The organism is Oceanobacillus sp. FSL K6-0251 (assembly GCF_038004725.1).
In the GTDB taxonomy this organism is placed as follows: domain Bacteria; phylum Bacillota; class Bacilli; order Bacillales; family Amphibacillaceae; genus Oceanobacillus; species Oceanobacillus oncorhynchi.
Genome location: NZ_JBBORS010000001.1, coordinates 3216045 through 3232478 on the forward strand (window position 1 = coordinate 3216045; position 16434 = coordinate 3232478).

15 protein-coding genes are annotated in these 16434 nt (G+C 39.6%); 5 read left to right on the forward strand and 10 right to left on the reverse strand.

Going from position 1 to position 16434, the window contains the following annotated elements; all coding sequences use genetic code 11:
• Positions 1-26: 26 nt before the first annotated feature.
• The 4 genes from accA to dnaE all read right to left on the reverse strand — a co-directional run bounded on the left by accA (position 27) and on the right by dnaE (position 7350).
• A complete protein-coding gene (gene accA / locus MKY45_RS16095) occupies positions 27-980 on the reverse strand; it encodes an acetyl-CoA carboxylase carboxyl transferase subunit alpha (protein ID WP_341173110.1) in 954 nt (317 codons plus the stop codon).
• A 6-nt stretch (positions 981-986) separates the two neighbouring features.
• Positions 987-1841: an acetyl-CoA carboxylase, carboxyltransferase subunit beta gene (gene accD / locus MKY45_RS16100; protein ID WP_042535348.1), complete on the reverse strand. Its 855-nt coding sequence runs from the start codon at positions 1839-1841 to the stop codon at positions 987-989.
• Between the two features lie 659 nt (positions 1842-2500).
• Positions 2501-3739 (reverse strand): NAD(P)-dependent malic enzyme, encoded by a 1239-nt coding sequence (locus MKY45_RS16105; protein WP_042535350.1) that lies wholly within the window; start codon positions 3737-3739, stop codon positions 2501-2503.
• A gap of 293 nt (positions 3740-4032) precedes the next feature.
• A complete protein-coding gene (gene dnaE, locus MKY45_RS16110) occupies positions 4033-7350 on the reverse strand; it encodes a DNA polymerase III subunit alpha (protein WP_193063249.1) in 3318 nt (1105 codons plus the stop codon).
• A gap of 235 nt (positions 7351-7585) precedes the next feature.
• Between dnaE and MKY45_RS16115 the strand changes: the two genes are divergently transcribed.
• Together MKY45_RS16115 and ytrI are read left to right on the forward strand one after the other, a co-directional pair.
• On the forward strand, positions 7586-7918 hold the full coding sequence (locus tag MKY45_RS16115; protein WP_042535354.1) for a YtrH family sporulation protein: 333 nt from the start codon (positions 7586-7588) through the stop codon (positions 7916-7918).
• On the forward strand, positions 7918-8421 hold the full coding sequence (gene ytrI, locus MKY45_RS16120; RefSeq protein WP_042535356.1) for a sporulation membrane protein YtrI: 504 nt from the start codon (positions 7918-7920) through the stop codon (positions 8419-8421). Before MKY45_RS16115 ends, ytrI begins: the two co-directional genes overlap by 1 nt.
• Positions 8422-8555: 134 nt before the next feature.
• Here ytrI and MKY45_RS16125 read toward each other — a convergent pair whose 3' ends face one another.
• A complete protein-coding gene (locus MKY45_RS16125; protein WP_193063247.1) occupies positions 8556-9500 on the reverse strand; it encodes a DHH family phosphoesterase in 945 nt (314 codons plus the stop codon).
• Between the two features lie 116 nt (positions 9501-9616).
• On the opposite strand from MKY45_RS16125, the gene MKY45_RS16130 reads away from it, so the two are divergent.
• Positions 9617-9910, forward strand: coding sequence for a YtpI family protein (locus tag MKY45_RS16130; RefSeq protein WP_042535359.1), 294 nt, complete (start codon positions 9617-9619; stop codon positions 9908-9910).
• 132 nt (positions 9911-10042) lie between these two features.
• Here the strand turns inward: MKY45_RS16130 and MKY45_RS16135 are convergent, their stop codons facing one another.
• The 4 genes from MKY45_RS16135 to MKY45_RS16150 form a co-directional block, all read right to left on the reverse strand.
• Positions 10043-11350, reverse strand: coding sequence for a DRTGG domain-containing protein (locus tag MKY45_RS16135; RefSeq protein WP_193063245.1), 1308 nt, complete (start codon positions 11348-11350; stop codon positions 10043-10045).
• Positions 11351-11422: 72 nt separating this feature from the next.
• Positions 11423-11650, reverse strand: coding sequence for a hypothetical protein (locus tag MKY45_RS16140; protein WP_042535365.1), 228 nt, complete (start codon positions 11648-11650; stop codon positions 11423-11425).
• Between the two features lie 122 nt (positions 11651-11772).
• A complete protein-coding gene (locus tag MKY45_RS16145; RefSeq protein WP_042535366.1) occupies positions 11773-12459 on the reverse strand; it encodes a metal-dependent hydrolase in 687 nt (228 codons plus the stop codon).
• Between the two features lie 92 nt (positions 12460-12551).
• Positions 12552-13220, reverse strand: a complete 669-nt coding sequence (locus MKY45_RS16150) for a PspA/IM30 family protein (RefSeq protein ID WP_042535367.1) — start codon at positions 13218-13220, stop codon at positions 12552-12554.
• Positions 13221-13406: 186 nt separating this feature from the next.
• On the opposite strand from MKY45_RS16150, the gene MKY45_RS16155 reads away from it, so the two are divergent.
• Both MKY45_RS16155 and MKY45_RS16160 read left to right on the forward strand, forming a co-directional pair.
• Complete coding sequence (locus MKY45_RS16155; protein ID WP_193063243.1) at positions 13407-14504, forward strand: M24 family metallopeptidase; 1098 nt, start codon at positions 13407-13409, stop codon at positions 14502-14504.
• Positions 14505-14715: 211 nt separating this feature from the next.
• Entirely contained in the window at positions 14716-15147 is a 432-nt protein-coding gene (locus tag MKY45_RS16160; RefSeq protein WP_042535369.1) for a universal stress protein, read from the forward strand.
• 101 nt (positions 15148-15248) lie between these two features.
• On the opposite strand, the gene MKY45_RS16165 is transcribed toward MKY45_RS16160, so the two are convergent.
• On the reverse strand, positions 15249-16433 hold the full coding sequence (locus tag MKY45_RS16165; RefSeq protein ID WP_042535370.1) for an acetate kinase: 1185 nt from the start codon (positions 16431-16433) through the stop codon (positions 15249-15251).
• Between the last annotated feature and the right edge of the window lies 1 nt (position 16434).

A 16434-nucleotide genomic window follows, 5' to 3' on the forward strand; every position in this document is an offset into this window, starting at 1 on the left:
CATTCATTCTCAGCCTTTATAAACAATTATATCGTTTGAAATGAACCTATCTTTTTATATTTTTGCCATCTTTCTTCAACTATATCCTCTGGTGACAATGCTTTCAGCTCGTTCAGTGATTTTTCTAGCACTTGATCAATAAGACCAGCTTGTATATCAATATCTCGATGTGCGCCGCCTTTTGGTTCAGGAATCATTTCATCAATAACACCTAATTTTTTTAAATCTGGAGCTGTAATCTGCATCGTTTCAGCGGCACGCTGTGCTTCTCCTGCATCTTTCCAAAGAATCGAAGCTGCACCTTCCGGAGAAATAACAGAATATGTAGCATTCTCCAGCATATGAACATGATTTCCAACACCGATTCCCAGGGCGCCCCCGCTGCCGCCTTCTCCTATCACAATACATACAATGGGAACCGTTAAACCGGCCATCTCCATTAGATTTTTGGCGATAGCTTCACTTTGCCCTCTTTCTTCTGCAGCTTTCCCAGGGTATGCCCCTTTGGTATCGATAAACGTAATAATTGGGCGGTTAAATTTTTCGGCCTGCTTCATATGGCGTAAGGCTTTTCTGTAACCTTCCGGATGCGGCATGCCAAAATTACGTTTAATATTTTCTTTCGTATCTTTCCCCCGCTGGTGTCCAATCACTGTCACCGGCTGCTTTTTATAATAAGCAATTCCGGAAACGATTGCTTCATCCTCGCCAAATAAGCGGTCTCCATGAAATTCAATAAAATCTTCAAATAATCTATCGACATAGTCCAGCGTGGTCGGCCGTTCAGGATGTCTGGCCATCTGCACACGATTCCAGGGTTTCAGGTTGCCATAAATATCCTCTTCCAGCTTTGCTAAACGTTCCTCCAGATTATTGATTTCGTCTCTTAAATCAATATCACTATTCTCTGTAAAAGATTTCAGTTCTTTGATCTTTTCTTTCAAATTCACAATCGGCTTTTCAAATTCTAATATTGGCATTTTTGATTACCTCCCATCCGTGTGCATACAAAGAAGCTTTCCAAGCGTTGTTTTCATATCATGACGGTGAATAACCTTGTCTACTTGGCCATGCTCTAATTGAAATTCAGCTGTTTGAAAATCATTTGGAAGCTTTTCCCGGATTGTCTGTTCAATAATTCTCCGCCCGGCAAAACCAATAAGCGCTCCCGGTTCTGCAAAATTATAATCTCCAATAGATGCAAAGCTTGCAGATACACCGCCAGTAGTCGGATGAGTCATCACGGAAATCATTAAATTGCCGCTGTCTCTAAATCGTTTCACAGCAAAGGATGTTTTTGCCATCTGCATTAAGCTTAAAAGCCCTTCTTGCATACGAGCTCCGCCAGATGCTGTAAATATAATGAAAGGAATCGACTCTTCTCTGGCATTTTCAATCGCTCTCGCTATTTTTTCACCGATGGCAGAGCCCATACTTCCCATACGAAAATTGGAATCCATGACAGCAAATGCAACCTGATTTCCTTCAATCGCACCTGTACCAGTAACAATTCCTTCGTTCAGACCTGTTTTTTGACGGTCCTTCTTGATCTTCGTCTCATAATCAGGAAAATCAAGCGGGTTAGCAGAGGTCAGGCCCGCATCCCATTCTGTAAATGTTCCTTCGTCAAATAAACTCTCAATTCTTGTCCATGCTGTCATCGGATGGTGATATCCGCAGTTTGGACAAACATATAAAGACTTAACTATCTCTTTTCGATAATAGATTTGCTTACAATTATCACACTTCTGCATTAACCCCTCTGGAACATCTACTTTTGCTTTCTCGCTCGGGATTGATGCATACTTCTTACGCTTGCCGAAAAAATCTTTAAGTGGCAAGTTTATCCCCCCTTTTTCTGCTGCCAGGTTAACTGTGTATAAAATATATAATAAATAAATTGCATCTATTAACCAGCATTCAAATAGAGCTTTCAGGTAAGAACGTTTTTCCTATCTTACCATTGTAAACTATTTTCCCAAGTTATAGTAGTGCGTTTTAAAATGGATGATAAAAAATAAAGCTGGTATATTTTTCAGGTTAATGCGACCGCTGCGGACGAGTTATAGCGGGGCAAGTAATCGCAACCCCATAAACGCAGGTGAAAAAGTTCGCTTTTTTTGTGCGGTCACCTCATTGAAAACATTTGTAAACACTCGTCCCATTATAAACCTTTGGCAACTTTTGAACACGTACTTACTTGTTCTTCTACAGAAATCAAATAGAAACCCAACAAATAGATTACCACCTGTTTGCAAGTCGCGCAATCAGATTGTCATTATAAATGTATCATTATATATCAAATAAACGGATATAAAAGCTTTCTGATAACCTTATATCAAGCCTTCTTCCAAATGATTCAACAAACAGATTAAAAAATATTTTAAATTAGACAGGATAACTAATATCTCATTTTAAGTTTTTATTTTTTTACATAAAATACCCCTAAAACACTTTGAATAAAAATTAAAATGTCTCAGGGGATAATTACAATGTCAAATTATTTATTGATTTCCTTTGTCAGACGTCTTGTCTTCTCTGCCACTTCTTCCGGATCTACGTGAATGCGGGCAACTCCGGATTTCATTGCTGCTTCCGCTACGTGCTTAGCTACAAGCGGTGCAACTCGTCCGTCAAAAGGAGAAGGAATTACATAGTCTTCATTCAACTCTCTGTCTTCTATTAAAGATGCAATCCCCTCTGCAGCAGCTATCTTCATTTCTTCATTAATACGCGTTGCTCTGACATCCAAAGCTCCCCGGAATATCCCTGGAAAAGCAAGCACATTATTGACTTGGTTCGCAAAGTCGGAGCGGCCGGTGCCGATTACTTTTGCTCCAGCTGCTTTTGCATCCTCAGGCAGGATTTCTGGATCCGGGTTCGCCATTGCAAAAATAATTGCATCATCATTCATTTTTTCAACCATTTCTTTTGTTAAAGCGCCACCTACTGAAACACCGATAAATACATCTGCACCTTCTAATACATCTTCCAGACTTCCTTCTATCTTCTGCGCATTGGTATATTTTGCGACCATTTCTTTTACGTTGTTCATCCCTTTAGGACGTCCTTCATAAATTGCACCGCGAGAATCACACATAATCATGTCATGAACTCCCAGGCTCTTTAAGAGGCGGATAATTGCGATTCCAGCTGCGCCGGCTCCATTTGCTACGACTTTGATATTAGAGAAATCTTTATTTACCAGTTTTAAAGCATTCATCAGGCCTGCCACTGTGACAATTGCCGTGCCATGCTGGTCATCATGAAAAATGGGAATATTGGTTTCGCTTTTTAACCGCTCTTCTATAATAAAGCAGTTAGGTGCTGCAATATCTTCCAAATTCACCCCGCCAAAGGTCGGCTCCATCAATTTAACAGTCTCTACAATTTTATCGACATCTTGTGTATCCAAGCAGATTGGAAAAGCATCCACGCCTGCAAATCCTTTGAATAATACCGCTTTTCCTTCCATCACAGGTAAAGAAGCTTCTGCACCAATGTTACCAAGTCCTAAAACGGCAGAACCGTCGCTTACTACCGCAACCATATTTCCTTTCATCGTATAATCATAGACGGTTTCTTTTCGTTCATAGATTTCTTTACAAGGCTCTGCTACACCAGGAGAATAAGCTAAGCTTAGATCTTCTTTATTCCTCACCGGCACCTTTGTCTTCACTTCCAGCTTCCCTTGCTTTTGTTCGTGTAAATGTAATGCTTCGTCTCGTAGGTTTGCCATTGAATTCCGCTCCTTTGAATACAGTAAGTAATATGTATAATTATTGCGCTTACATATTAGGCCAAGCCATTTTTATCCCCTTTATTATAACAGATGGTATGCTTGTGTAAAGTAGCTGCTGTCGTAAAATTTCAGTTTTTTATATTGTGCCATTATCACTCGAAATACATGAAAAATTGCTGCCTTCCCCTCTTCAAAATATATAATAAAGAAGAAGCCGGTTTCTGGTAAAAAATTCGGCTTCTCCTCTATTTTCAAAATATATTTCGGGTGTTTTCTAATAGCGTATAAAATCAGCGCTCAACCACATTATCATTTCCAAAATAATTTTTCAGCTGTCTCATTTCTTTCTCTGTCACTTGAAGAGAATAGCTGTTTGCAAGCTGGTAGGTTTCTCTGTTTACAGGATCATATACGATTACCGGCGTCTTCCCCGGATGCTGTTCAGCTATTTGCTGCAAATATTTCAAAACACTGCTTTTATCTTGGTTTGTCATTCGTATAAATAATTTATTCGTTTCTGGTATATCCACTTCAGACAAATCCAGTGCTGCTATTTCCTTTAAAATAAACTGACGCTTCTGGTTTCTCTCTTCGACCGTAACACGCATCCAAACCAGCTGTTCCTCTTCCAGCTGATTCGAAATTTGCCGAAATAAATCCGGAAAAAGAACAGCATCCATCTTTTTATCTTCGTCCGACACTGTTAAAAATGCCATTCTTTCTCTGTTTTTTGTGCGTATAATCTTTATCTCTTCTACTACTCCGACGGTATAGATTTCTTTTCTCTTCCCGATGAACTCCTCTGCCTGTTTAAAAGAAAGTATTCCATTCGCTCTTAATACATTCCGATAACTTTCAAATGGGTGATTTGAGATATAGATACCCATCAATTCTTTCTCAAAAGTGAGCTTTTGTATTTTGGAGTAGTCTTCCGCTTCTGTATATTCCAACGCATCCTGAAATAAGGAGGCATCTTCATACATCCCCTGAAACAATTCCTTTTGTTCCAGCGCTGGATTAATCGTTTCAATCAAGCTTGCCCTATTGGGATGAAACGTATCAAATGCACCAGCTAAAATCAGGTTTTTAATAGCGGCCCGATTTACTTTTTTTATATCGATTCGCATACAAAAATCAAAAAAGCTGGTGAAAGAAGCCTCTTTTCGGATTTCTAAAATATGAACCAACGCTTGATAACTGATAGACTTAATAGCAGCTAACCCGGTACGTATCATGTTTTTCTCCACTGTAAATTGCTGATAGCTTCTATTAATATGTGGCGGGAGTATCTTAATTGCAAGCTCTTTTAACGACTCCTGGTACATAGACAGCTTTTCGGGCTGATTTTTAGCATCCGTTAGCAGGCATGAAAAAAATACTTCTGGATAATGTGCTTTCAGATAACTGAGCTGATAGGATATTTTACTATAGGCGACAGCATGGCTTCTTGGAAATCCATAGTTGGAAAAGCGGACAATCCAGCTGAAAATTTCCGCAGCCACAGCCTGAGAGTAGCCATTCTTTAAGCACCCTTTGATAAAGGCTGCCTCCTGCTGCTGCATCATATTGTCTTTCTTCTTACTTACCGCTCTTCTTAAAATATCCGCCTCACCAAGACTGAAACCGGCAATACGGTGCGCAATCTGCATGATCTGCTCCTGATAAATCAGAACACCATAGGTTGATTTTAAAATCGGTTCTAAATCTGGATGCGGATAGGTTACAGCTTCTTGCTTAAATTTACGCCGGATATACACAGGGATAAAATCCATCGGACCTGGACGATAAAGCGCATTAACCGCTACAATATCTTCAAACGAGGATGGTTGCAGCTCTTTTAGAACACGCTGCATCCCTGTTGATTCTAACTGAAAAACACCGCTGGTTTCCCCTTGTCGCAGCATGGCAAACGTTTTTTCATCCTGTTCTGGAATATGGGTCAATATTTCTCCTTTGTTTTGGGTATATGCCACACCTTTCATGACTCTTTCTATTAACGAAAGATTTCGGAGCCCCAGGAAGTCCATTTTCAACAGACCTGCGGCTTCCAATTCGTTCATTGCATATTGTGTCAAGTACGTTTCCCCTGTGCCGCTTGTCAACGGAACATCTCTCATTAAAGGCTGCTCACTAATCACAACGCCCGCAGCATGAGTAGACACGTTTCTTGGCAAGCCTTCTAATTTAATCGCGATGGTAAATAAAACCTTTAATTTTTCAGAGGCCTTTACATAGGATGCTAATTCCGTTGAATCCTGCAGCAGCCGTTGAATACTTTTGGATGATGCCCGCTTCATTTCCCGCAAAATATAAGCAACATCCTGATCATGGACATCCATTGTTTTCATCAGTTCTCGGAGAATCGAGCGTGTCGCAAAGGTGCCAAAAGTAATAATCTGTGCAACATGCTCCCTGCCATATTTATCTCTTACATAATCAATTACTTCATCACGGCGGATATCAGAAAAGTCTACATCAATATCCGGCATAGTCAGCCGTTCCGGATTTAAAAAACGTTCGAACAGAAGATTATATTTTAATGGATCAACTTCTGTGATTCCTAAAATATAAGCAACAATGGAACCAGCTGATGATCCCCTTCCCGGTCCGACCATGATATGTTTATCTTTCGCAAATTGAATAAAATCGGCAACAATTAAAAAATAATCGCTGTAGTTCATATTGATAATCGTATTCAGCTCATATTCCATCCGTTTTCGATGAGCTTCTGTAACGACCGGGTACCGCTCCTGCAAACCCTCTTCACAGCGCTCCCGCAAATAGGTATCTGCGGTTACCTGATCCGGCGTGGGGAAGGAAGGCAGATGCTGCTCATCAAAATGTAAATAGGCAGTACATTTTCCTGCGATTTCTTCAGTCTTATCCAGCAGCTCCGGCCAAGTATGAAATAATTGCTTCATTTCCTCCGGAGAAGTAAAATGATGACCTTCAGGCAGCTGTTCCTTTCGTTTTGGAGCCCATTTCTCCCCGAACCGCATCGATTGCAGGCAATCATAAGCCAATACATCCTGTTCGTCTAAATACACTACATTCTGCATCGCCACATAAGCGAAGTCCGCCTTTTTCCATATTTGCAGCTGATGTGAAGCTGAATCGATGCCGACATAAAAGTCACCTTCTTCAAAATAAGCTTCTGCCTTTTTAAGCTGTTGAAAGAGTAGTTGGCTTTCTGTTTCGGAGGAATCATTGCCAGCCCTCAGGAATGCCTTTCCAGAGAGTACACCGATGACACCGTCTGTATATTCCCCAAGCTGTTCAACCGGCAGCTTATCAAGCTGATTTGTTTGCAGATAGGTGCTTAACTGTAGAAGCTGCTGGTAGCCTGTTTTATTTTTAGCGAGAACGATACATGGAATCTCCTGTTCATTATCATCCATCTGAACAGAAATCCGCATGCCAATAATCGGCTTAATCCCCTGATCCATACAAGCTTTATAGAATGAAACAGCACCATAAAGAACAGCCTCATCTGTTAAACAGAGGCTTTGATACTGTAAATATTTTGCTTTTTGAACAAGCTTTGGTATAGAAATGGTGCTCTCCATTAAACTATAGCCGCTTTTCACCGATATATGTGTGTACGTCATTCTACCCTGCCTTCTTTCTAGAGGATGTTCAAAAAACTCCTTAAAATGAGAAATCGAATGTCTTCCTGCTTCTTGAACACGCATTTCTATATCTATTATAACAAGATAGTACATATGTGCCTATCGTTTTAGTTTTCATAACTTGTCTGTTTCATTCATAAGCTAGAATATAGCAACCTCCAATTATAAGGATTGCCAATTAGCAGACAAGCTATCATGCGAGGAGTGTCACAGTATGGAGGAAAGATTTTTTGCAGCATTTATTCATTGTTTTTTTATTGCGTTAGGAGTCATCATCGGAGGATCGATTATAGGAAGCATAGGTGATTTCGCCACCGGAGATGCTGCCCTGACCTCTATGAATCGAATCGCAGAACGCTTAAGAATATGGGGGATTGTCGCTGCAATCGGAGGCACCTTTGACGCAATCGCCAACTTTGAAAGAGGGTTATTCGACGGAACTCCAATGGATTTAGTAAAACAGATCCTGTTGATTCTATCTGCAATGGGCGGAGTAAAGGTTGGCCTGATTATTATTCAATGGTTTTCACAAGGAGATGCTCCCTGATGCACATCCCGCATTATCATAAAAAAACAAGCTGGCAGCTCATTTTTGTCGGTTTCTTTTTCGGCAGCATTATTTCCTATATGGTCTTCACCTATATGTACGGAACCATGTATGAAGAAATGTTAAAAGAGAATATGGAGCTGTCGAATGAGGTAACCGAGCTGGAGCAAACAAATCAGACCCTGCTGAAGGATAAAGAAGATTTAAGCGAGCAGACCAAACAGCCGCTCACCATCTCAAGAATCGACATTGAGATAGAAGACCCGGAATCGATGCGTATCGATTTATTAATGCAGGATCAGCTGCGGGCTTTGATTCGCGAAGAAATCAACCACGTCATCGGAGAGGAAGTAGAGCTTGTATCACGTTCAGATAAGCTATTAATCGCAACAATCGAAAATAAAGCCTTCACTCTTGATGGCATGAGCTACCAATTCCGTGTCCGACAAATTGCATTTGGTTCAGAATTAAGAGTTGTGGTCCTGCCTGAATCCGTAAGATGATAGTATGATTCGTTTCATTATCCACTTTAAATCAATAAGGCTGTTATAACGCAGACAAATTATTTTATCTTGCCTCTCGCATAACAGCCTTAGCTTTGTTTCATATCTCTCCAATTTCAGCAATTACATCTGTTTTAAACTTCGTCCCTGCACACTTTTTCTAAATCAGCTGCTAAATGATTTGCTTCCTCCCAGTTATATACGGTTGCACCAGAGGCCAACGGATGTCCTCCGCCATTATATTTCTTAGCAATTTGATTAATTACAATTCCTTTCGAACGGATACGCACCCGAATTTGGTCAGGCTCTTCAATAAAAAATACCCATGCTTTAATCCCTTTGACATCTGCTACCGTCTGGACAAGCTGGTTTGATTCCTCCACAGTAACATCAAATGCTTTCAATAATTCAGCAGTTAATTTAATGACACACAGCCCATTCTCAGACATCTTAAAATGCTGTAAAATGTGGCCGCTTAACCGCAATACTTTTTCCTCCGCCTCGTATAACCCATCATATATAGCTGTCCGGTCAAAATCATAACGAACTAATTCACCGGCATATTGAAATGTTTTCACAGTTGTACTTGGAAATTTAAATCTTCCTGTGTCCCCAACGATTCCTGCATATAAGAGACGGGCTGCTTCATTATTTAAATTCCAGCCCCGGGGACGCGCTTCCAATGCAAGACCAACAATCATCTCAGAAGTAGAACTGGCATCGGTAGACACCCATTCGATATCTCCATAAGAATCTGTGACCGGATGATGATCGATTTTTATCAGCTGTTTTCCTTTATTATAACGATCATCATCAATCCGCGGCTGGTTTGCTGTATCACAGACAATGACTAAGCTTCCCTGATAAAGCTCGTCTGATACATCATCCATCTGCGCTAAAAAAGTCAGGGACGGGATATCTTCTCCTGCAGCGTAGACTTCTTTCTCCGGAAAGGAATGTCTAATCAATGCTTTTAACCCCATCTGAGATCCAATTGCATCCGGATCAGGGCGGACATGCCGATGTATAATGATTCTCTCGCTTGCTTCAATCGCTTCAATAATTTTTGTAATTTCCATGACAATCTCCCTTTTTGTTGATGATATAGTTATGATTTTTCCTAGATTAATTGATAAAAAAACGGTACAATAAACGTAGCATTAAACAATATGTAATTAGGAGCGGAGCATTTAAAATGGTTATCTTTCCAATAATAATTATAATTTCAGCTGTCTTTTATATCTATTATAAAGTAGCAATCCTCAAAGAGAAAAATACGTTAACACAAAAATACTTTAATGGCCGGGCGAGATCCAGCCTGGGAGCATTTTTAATCGCTTTTTCCATTAATCAATACTCCCTTTATCTGACACAGCTCAGCTTGTTTATCGGCCTTGTTATCTTTGCATTAGGATTAATGCAATTGATTCGTGGATTCAAAGAAGCACGGCACTATCAAAAAGAGTGGAGAAGATTGCATCCAAACTAGGTAAAATAGAAGCACAGCTTTCAAATCAGATCGTTACATTTTGAATAAATTGCTTCATTTCAGCTTAAAACAACTGGAATTATCGTATTCCAGTTGTTTTTTTCGTCTTCAAAAGAAAAATCAATTACGCTGTTACCGATTGATCAGCTGCGCCATAATCAATGACCGTCCGACAGTAGTTTGTCCATGCATTACTTCTACATCTATCTTTGCATATAAACGGCCGACATCTAAAAGTGTTGGCCTAAGAAGTAAAATACTGTCGATTGGTACCGGCTTGCTGAAATAAACCGTAATATTCTCAATCGAAATTTCTGCTTTCTTCTCTATTTTCATCATTTTTTCACTTGCTTCTGTGATGAGAGCTGTAAATACACCATGTGATAATGTTCCTAAATGGTTTGTCATTTGCGGAATAACATGCGCTTCAAACAACCCTTCCTCACTCGGATTCTGCGACATATTGTTAGCAACAATATCTTCAATTGTTTCTCCGACCTGCGGCTGTCTCTGGATCTGCTGCATGGCTTTTAATACGTCCTGTCTGGAAACAACGCCTTTTAATACATGCGAACTATCCACCACAGGAACGAGCTCGATACCTTCCCAGACCATCATATGTGCAACCGAGGCTAAAGATGTTTTTTCCTGAACAACTAACGGCTTCCGGCTCATGATACGATCAATAAATGTAGTTTGGTCTTTCCCGACGATATCTCTCGAAGAAACCATTCCTACTACTTTCATACGGTCGTCCACAACCGGAAATCGTGTGTGCGAGGAAACTTCATTATTAATATACCAATCCTTCACCTGCTGTTTCGCCGCTAAATAATAAGAGGACTCAAACGGTGTTGAAATATCTCCTACAAAAATAATTTCCTTTTTAATCAATTGATCATAAATCGCGCGGTTAATCATAGCCGCAACTGTAAACGTATCATAGCTTGTCGAAATAATAGGCAATTTTTTTTCATTGGCAAGCTGTTTTATAGAATCATCCGTATCGAAGCCTCCTGTAATCAGGACAGCTGCTCCCGCTTCTAAAGCAAGCTTATGCGCTTCAAAACGGTTTCCGACAATCAGCAGCGAATCAGCTTGCGTATAGCGCATCATGGCATTTAACTGCATGGCGCCAATCACAAATTTACTGAGTGTTTTATGAAGCCCGTCTCTGCCTCCAAGTACTTGTCCATCAATGATATTAACAATCTCAGCAAACGTCAGCTCTTCAAAATTATCTTTCTTTTTCTTCTCGATCCGAATCGTTCCTACACGTTCAATCGTACTTACGATTCCTTGATTTTCTGCTTCCTTAATCGCCCGGTAAGCAGTCCCATCACTCACATTTAAATCTTTCGCAATTTGACGGACAGATATCTTGCTTCCAACTGGCAATGATAAAATATGCTGTAAAATCTGTTCATGCTTGGTCGCCATCTGCCATCACCCTCTTTCAACTGTACTATATAAAACATATTAGTCTTATTATACAATTGATACAGGAGAAACTCAATGGCTGCGCAGTTTCTTCTTATTTATCCCCTCCTGTTCCATAACCGGGGGCCGGGACATTTTTAATAGTGTTGCAAGATTTGCGCCGATAAATACAAAGGCAAATAATAACCAGCACCCCCAAAAGAGGAATTCTAAAGAGCTGGAAGACTGCGGAACCATCGGCCATGCAATATAGATAAAAAAGCAAACTAATAATAACCTTAGAATAATATTTGTTTTCAAGGCTGGCATCCTCCTTTTTTATAATTGTATGAGCGAGGATGATTTCTATGCAGCAGAAAACCACAGAATATAATCTATCTCTGTGGTTTTCTAGCAAAATATATACTTTTTGAACACGCACGTTAAGAAGTTAAATCGATTGTTTCTCCAACTTTCATTGCGCGGGCATTACCAGCCTTCACTTTAGATGCCCAATCTTCCGGATCCTGAACAATCGGCGGAAAGGTATTATAATGCACAGGAACAACTGTCTTGGCATTTACCCATTCAGCTGCAAGCAGTGCATCACTTGGCCCCATCGTAAAATTATCACCGATTGGAATAAAGGCAATATCAATATCATTTAATTCACCGTACATTTTTAAATCTGTAAACAATGCCGTATCTCCTAAGTGATACATTGTCTTTCCATTTACTGTAAGAAGTATTCCTGCAGGCATTCCTCCGTAAATGACTGTTCCATCCTCTTCTTCATAGGATGAGCCGTGAAAAGCTTGCGTAAGCTGCACTTTCCCAAATTCAAATTCACGGGAACCGCCGATATGCATTGGATGTGCCTCCACACCTTTTGATGCTATATAATCGGCAAGTTCTTTCGGCGCTACAACCAAGGCATCGTTATTTTTAGCTATTTCCACTGTATCTCCGACATGATCATTATGAGCATGTGTCAGCAAAATAACGTCAGCCTTTTCCGTACTCGGATCTAAATCACATGCTTCATTTCCATTGATAAACGGGTCAATAATGATGCGATGCTTTCCTGTATCTACTTTTACTACAGAATGTCCATGAAAAGATACTTTCACTGAAAATCTCTCCTTTGACGATTTGGATTATTATTTTGATTTCGTAGTGTGTCTTCCCGCTATCAGGTATTTCTATGCATCTTTTTCAGCAATTATTTATTAAATTTCTTTTTCAAAGCAGCTAATTCATCATCCACACCATTATTATTTTCAAGCTCTTTGAATTCATCATCCAGCGTACGCGCACTTTCATTTAAATCTTCTGAGGTTTCTGCTTCTGCTTCGTATTGCAGTACTTTTTCTTCCATTCTTTCAAATCCTTGACGAGATTGATCGCTGCCGATAGAAGACATTGTACGGTTCATTTTCGTTCTTGTTTTCGCAGATTCTGCACGTGCCTTTAAGGAGTCTTTTTTCAATTTCATTTCTTGGTATTCTTTTTTCATTTCAGATAGTTTTTCTTTCAGGATTCGGACATCCTCATCCGCGCGCTCCCAAGAAGCTTGTAGAGACTCATACGATTTCTCCTGATGTCTTTTATCTTCTAATGCTTTTCTCGCTAATTCTTCATTATCTGCTTCTACTGCTTTTTCAGCCTGTTCCTGGCGCTTTTCCACCATCGCTTTCGCATCATTCGCTTTGCGCTTCAGCATTTTTTCATTGGCCATTTGTTTTGCTACAGCAGCTTCAACCTCTTCAATATCCTTGCCCATATCCCGCAAGTACTGATCTAACATCTTGACCGGATCTTCCGCCTTATCAATCATTGCATTCAGTTCTGAACTGACAATTGTTTTCATTCGATTAAAAAATTGAAACATACAAATCCTCCTCTTGGAATAAGTAATAGTAATGTACGGTCCGTGTACAGTATGAAATACGATTGATTTCGCAAAAAGTTTCATTTTTATCGGATTTTTTCTTTCTATCTGCTATAATTTTTTTAGAGCATACTATTTATTCATGTCAAACAGCAGTAATACTAATCAACTAGGAGGCAAAAAATAATGTCAGACAGAATTAACCATTTATTTGCCGAGCTAAAAAAACAGCAAGCGGACAGTTGTTTTATCAGCTCCAAAGCAAATGTATATTATTTAAGCGGATACTATACTGATCCGCATGAAAGAGTTATCGGAATCCTTGTTATGGACGGAATCGACCCGATATTTCTATTACCTAAAATGGAAGAAGATGATGCAAGAAATGCCGGATGGGAGCATTTGATTGTAAGCTATTATGACCATGAAAATCCTTGGCATTCCTTACAGGCGTTCTTAAAGAAACAAGAAAAAGAACCAGCTGTCATGGCAGTGGAAAAAGACCATCTGACGCTTTACCGTTATAACCAGCTTCAAGAAATCTTCCCGGATGCGGCCTATATAGATGCCACGCCAGTTATCCAAAATCTGCGTTTAATTAAAACCAAAAAAGAGCATGATTTATTACGGACAGCCGCTGAATTAGCAGATTTAGGTGTTAAAACTGGTGTGGAAGCCTTAAAAGAAGGTGTCTCCGAACTAGAGGTAGTTGCGACCATTGAGCACACCTTAAAAAAACAGGGTATACGCGAGATGTCCTTTCAGACCATGGCTTTATTCGGTTCAAAAACAGCCTCCCCTCACGGAAATCCTGATAAAACGCAGTTAGAGAAAAATAGTTTCGTTCTCTTCGATTTAGGAGTTATTTATCAAGGTTATTGCTCTGATATTACAAGGACTGTTGCCTTTGGTAATATCTCAGATGAACAGAAACAGATATATGACACGGTGTTGGAAGCACAAGAAAGAGCGATAGATGCAAGCAGAACCGGCACTGCAGTCGGCGAATTAGATAAAATCGCAAGAAATTATATTACAGAGCAAGGATACGGTGACTATTTCACACACCGGCTTGGGCATGGATTGGGAATTGAAACACATGAATATCCTTCCATGCACAGCGAAAACACCCTTCCTATCGAACCTGGAATGTGTTTTACGATTGAACCTGGAATCTATGTTCCAAATATTGGCGGCGTAAGAATTGAAGATATGCTGTTTACGACCAATTATATGCCTTTAGAGCTGACAAAATATCCAAAAACATTACAAATTATTTCTTAGTTTTTAAATTACGAAAACCCCGGTCTGCAGAAGACCGGGGTTTTATTGATTCTAAAATTGTTTTAAGCTCGACTGTCAAGCATTTTTCGAATTTTAGAATCATTTCATTTGCTTTTTTGACTTTTTTTCGAAATGTTATGTAATTTACATTTATTCGTTTGTAACGCTTACAAATCAGGTATATAATAATAGTAGAAAGGGGAGATGAATCATGATGGAATATAAAAATATTGTTGTCGCAGTAGATGGATCGAAAGCAGCTGAAAAGGCTTTTACTAAGTCGCTCGCTGTTGCTAAACGAAATAATGCTCGATTGATTCTTGCTCATGTCGTGGACTCTCGTAATTTCTCAACAGCTGAAGCGTATGACCGTTCTTTATCCGAAAGAGCAGAGACGTATGCGAAAGAATTATTGGATGATTACGTCAAACAGGCTGAAGCTGCCGGATTAACAGATATTGTCCGCTGCATTGAATATGGGTCTCCTAAAGTCAAAATTGCTAAAGAAATAGCGGCTAATTTTGAAGCTGATTTAATCATGTGCGGGGCAACCGGGATGAATGCTGTAGAGCGCTTCTTAATTGGAAGTGTATCTGAAAGCATTACGAGATATGCCAGCTGCGACGTGCTTGTTACGCGCTAGAACTTTTTAAGAATCTTTTTATTTTCCTATTAAAAATGTATTGAAAAAGCCTTTTTACTCGATAAGCTTCATGAGTAAAAAGGCTTTTTGGGCTGTATATGTTATTGACTTAAACGAACGGTATCCCGGGCAATCATTACTTCTTCATTTGTCGGAATGACCATTACTTTTACTGGAGAATGCGGGTAGTTGATGAATTGTTCTTTCCCGCGAACATCATTTAGTTTTGGGTCCCAATAAATGCCCATGAATTCTAAACCGGTAAGAATTTTTTCACGTATAGCAATGCTATTTTCCCCTACACCTGCAGTGAATATAATTGCATCCACGCCATTCATTTTAGCAGCATACGATCCAATATACTTATGAATACGCCCAGCAAACACATTTAATGCAAGCTCAGCTCGTTCATTCGTATCTGCTTCATCCTGAATATCACGTAAATCACTAGAGAACCCAGATAATGCCAGCATTCCACTTTCTTTATTTAATACATGCAATACCTCGTCAACTGTTTTCCCAGTACGCTGCATAATATAAGGAATCAAGGCAGGGTCAATATTTCCAGATCTTGTCCCCATGGTTACTCCGGCTAGCGGTGTAAAGCCCATTGAAGTATCCATTGATTTCCCATCTTTAATTGCTGTAACACTGGCGCCATTACCAATATGGCAAGAAATTAAACGAAGACTTTCCAACGGTCTTCCTAAAAGCTCCGCCGCACGCTCAGAAACATATTTATGAGAAGTTCCGTGGAATCCATATTTACGAATTCCATAGTCTTCATAATAGTTTCTTGGCAAGCTATATAAATAAGAAGATGCCGGCATAGACTGATGGAACGCTGTATCAAATACTGCCACCATTGGAACATCTGGAAGAATTTCTTTAAAAGCATTGATTCCAGTCAAGTTAGCAGGGTTATGCAAAGGAGCCAGTTCAGATACTTCCTCAATTTTTTGAATTGCTTCATCATCTAATAAAACCGAATCAGAGAAATACTCTCCTCCATGAACAACACGGTGTCCTACCGCATCAATCTCATCAAATGATTGAATAATTCCTTGAGAAATTAAAGCATCTAATAACATTTTTACTGCTACACTATGATCTGGAATATCTGTAACTGTTTTTTCTTCTTCTCCATTTGCTTCCATTTTAAAAACAGATTCTGGTAATCCGATTCTTTCTACTAGGCCGATTGCCGCTACTTCCTCTTCAGGCATTTTTATCAATTGAAATTTTAAAGATGAACTCCCCGCATTAATTGCTAATACATTACTCATT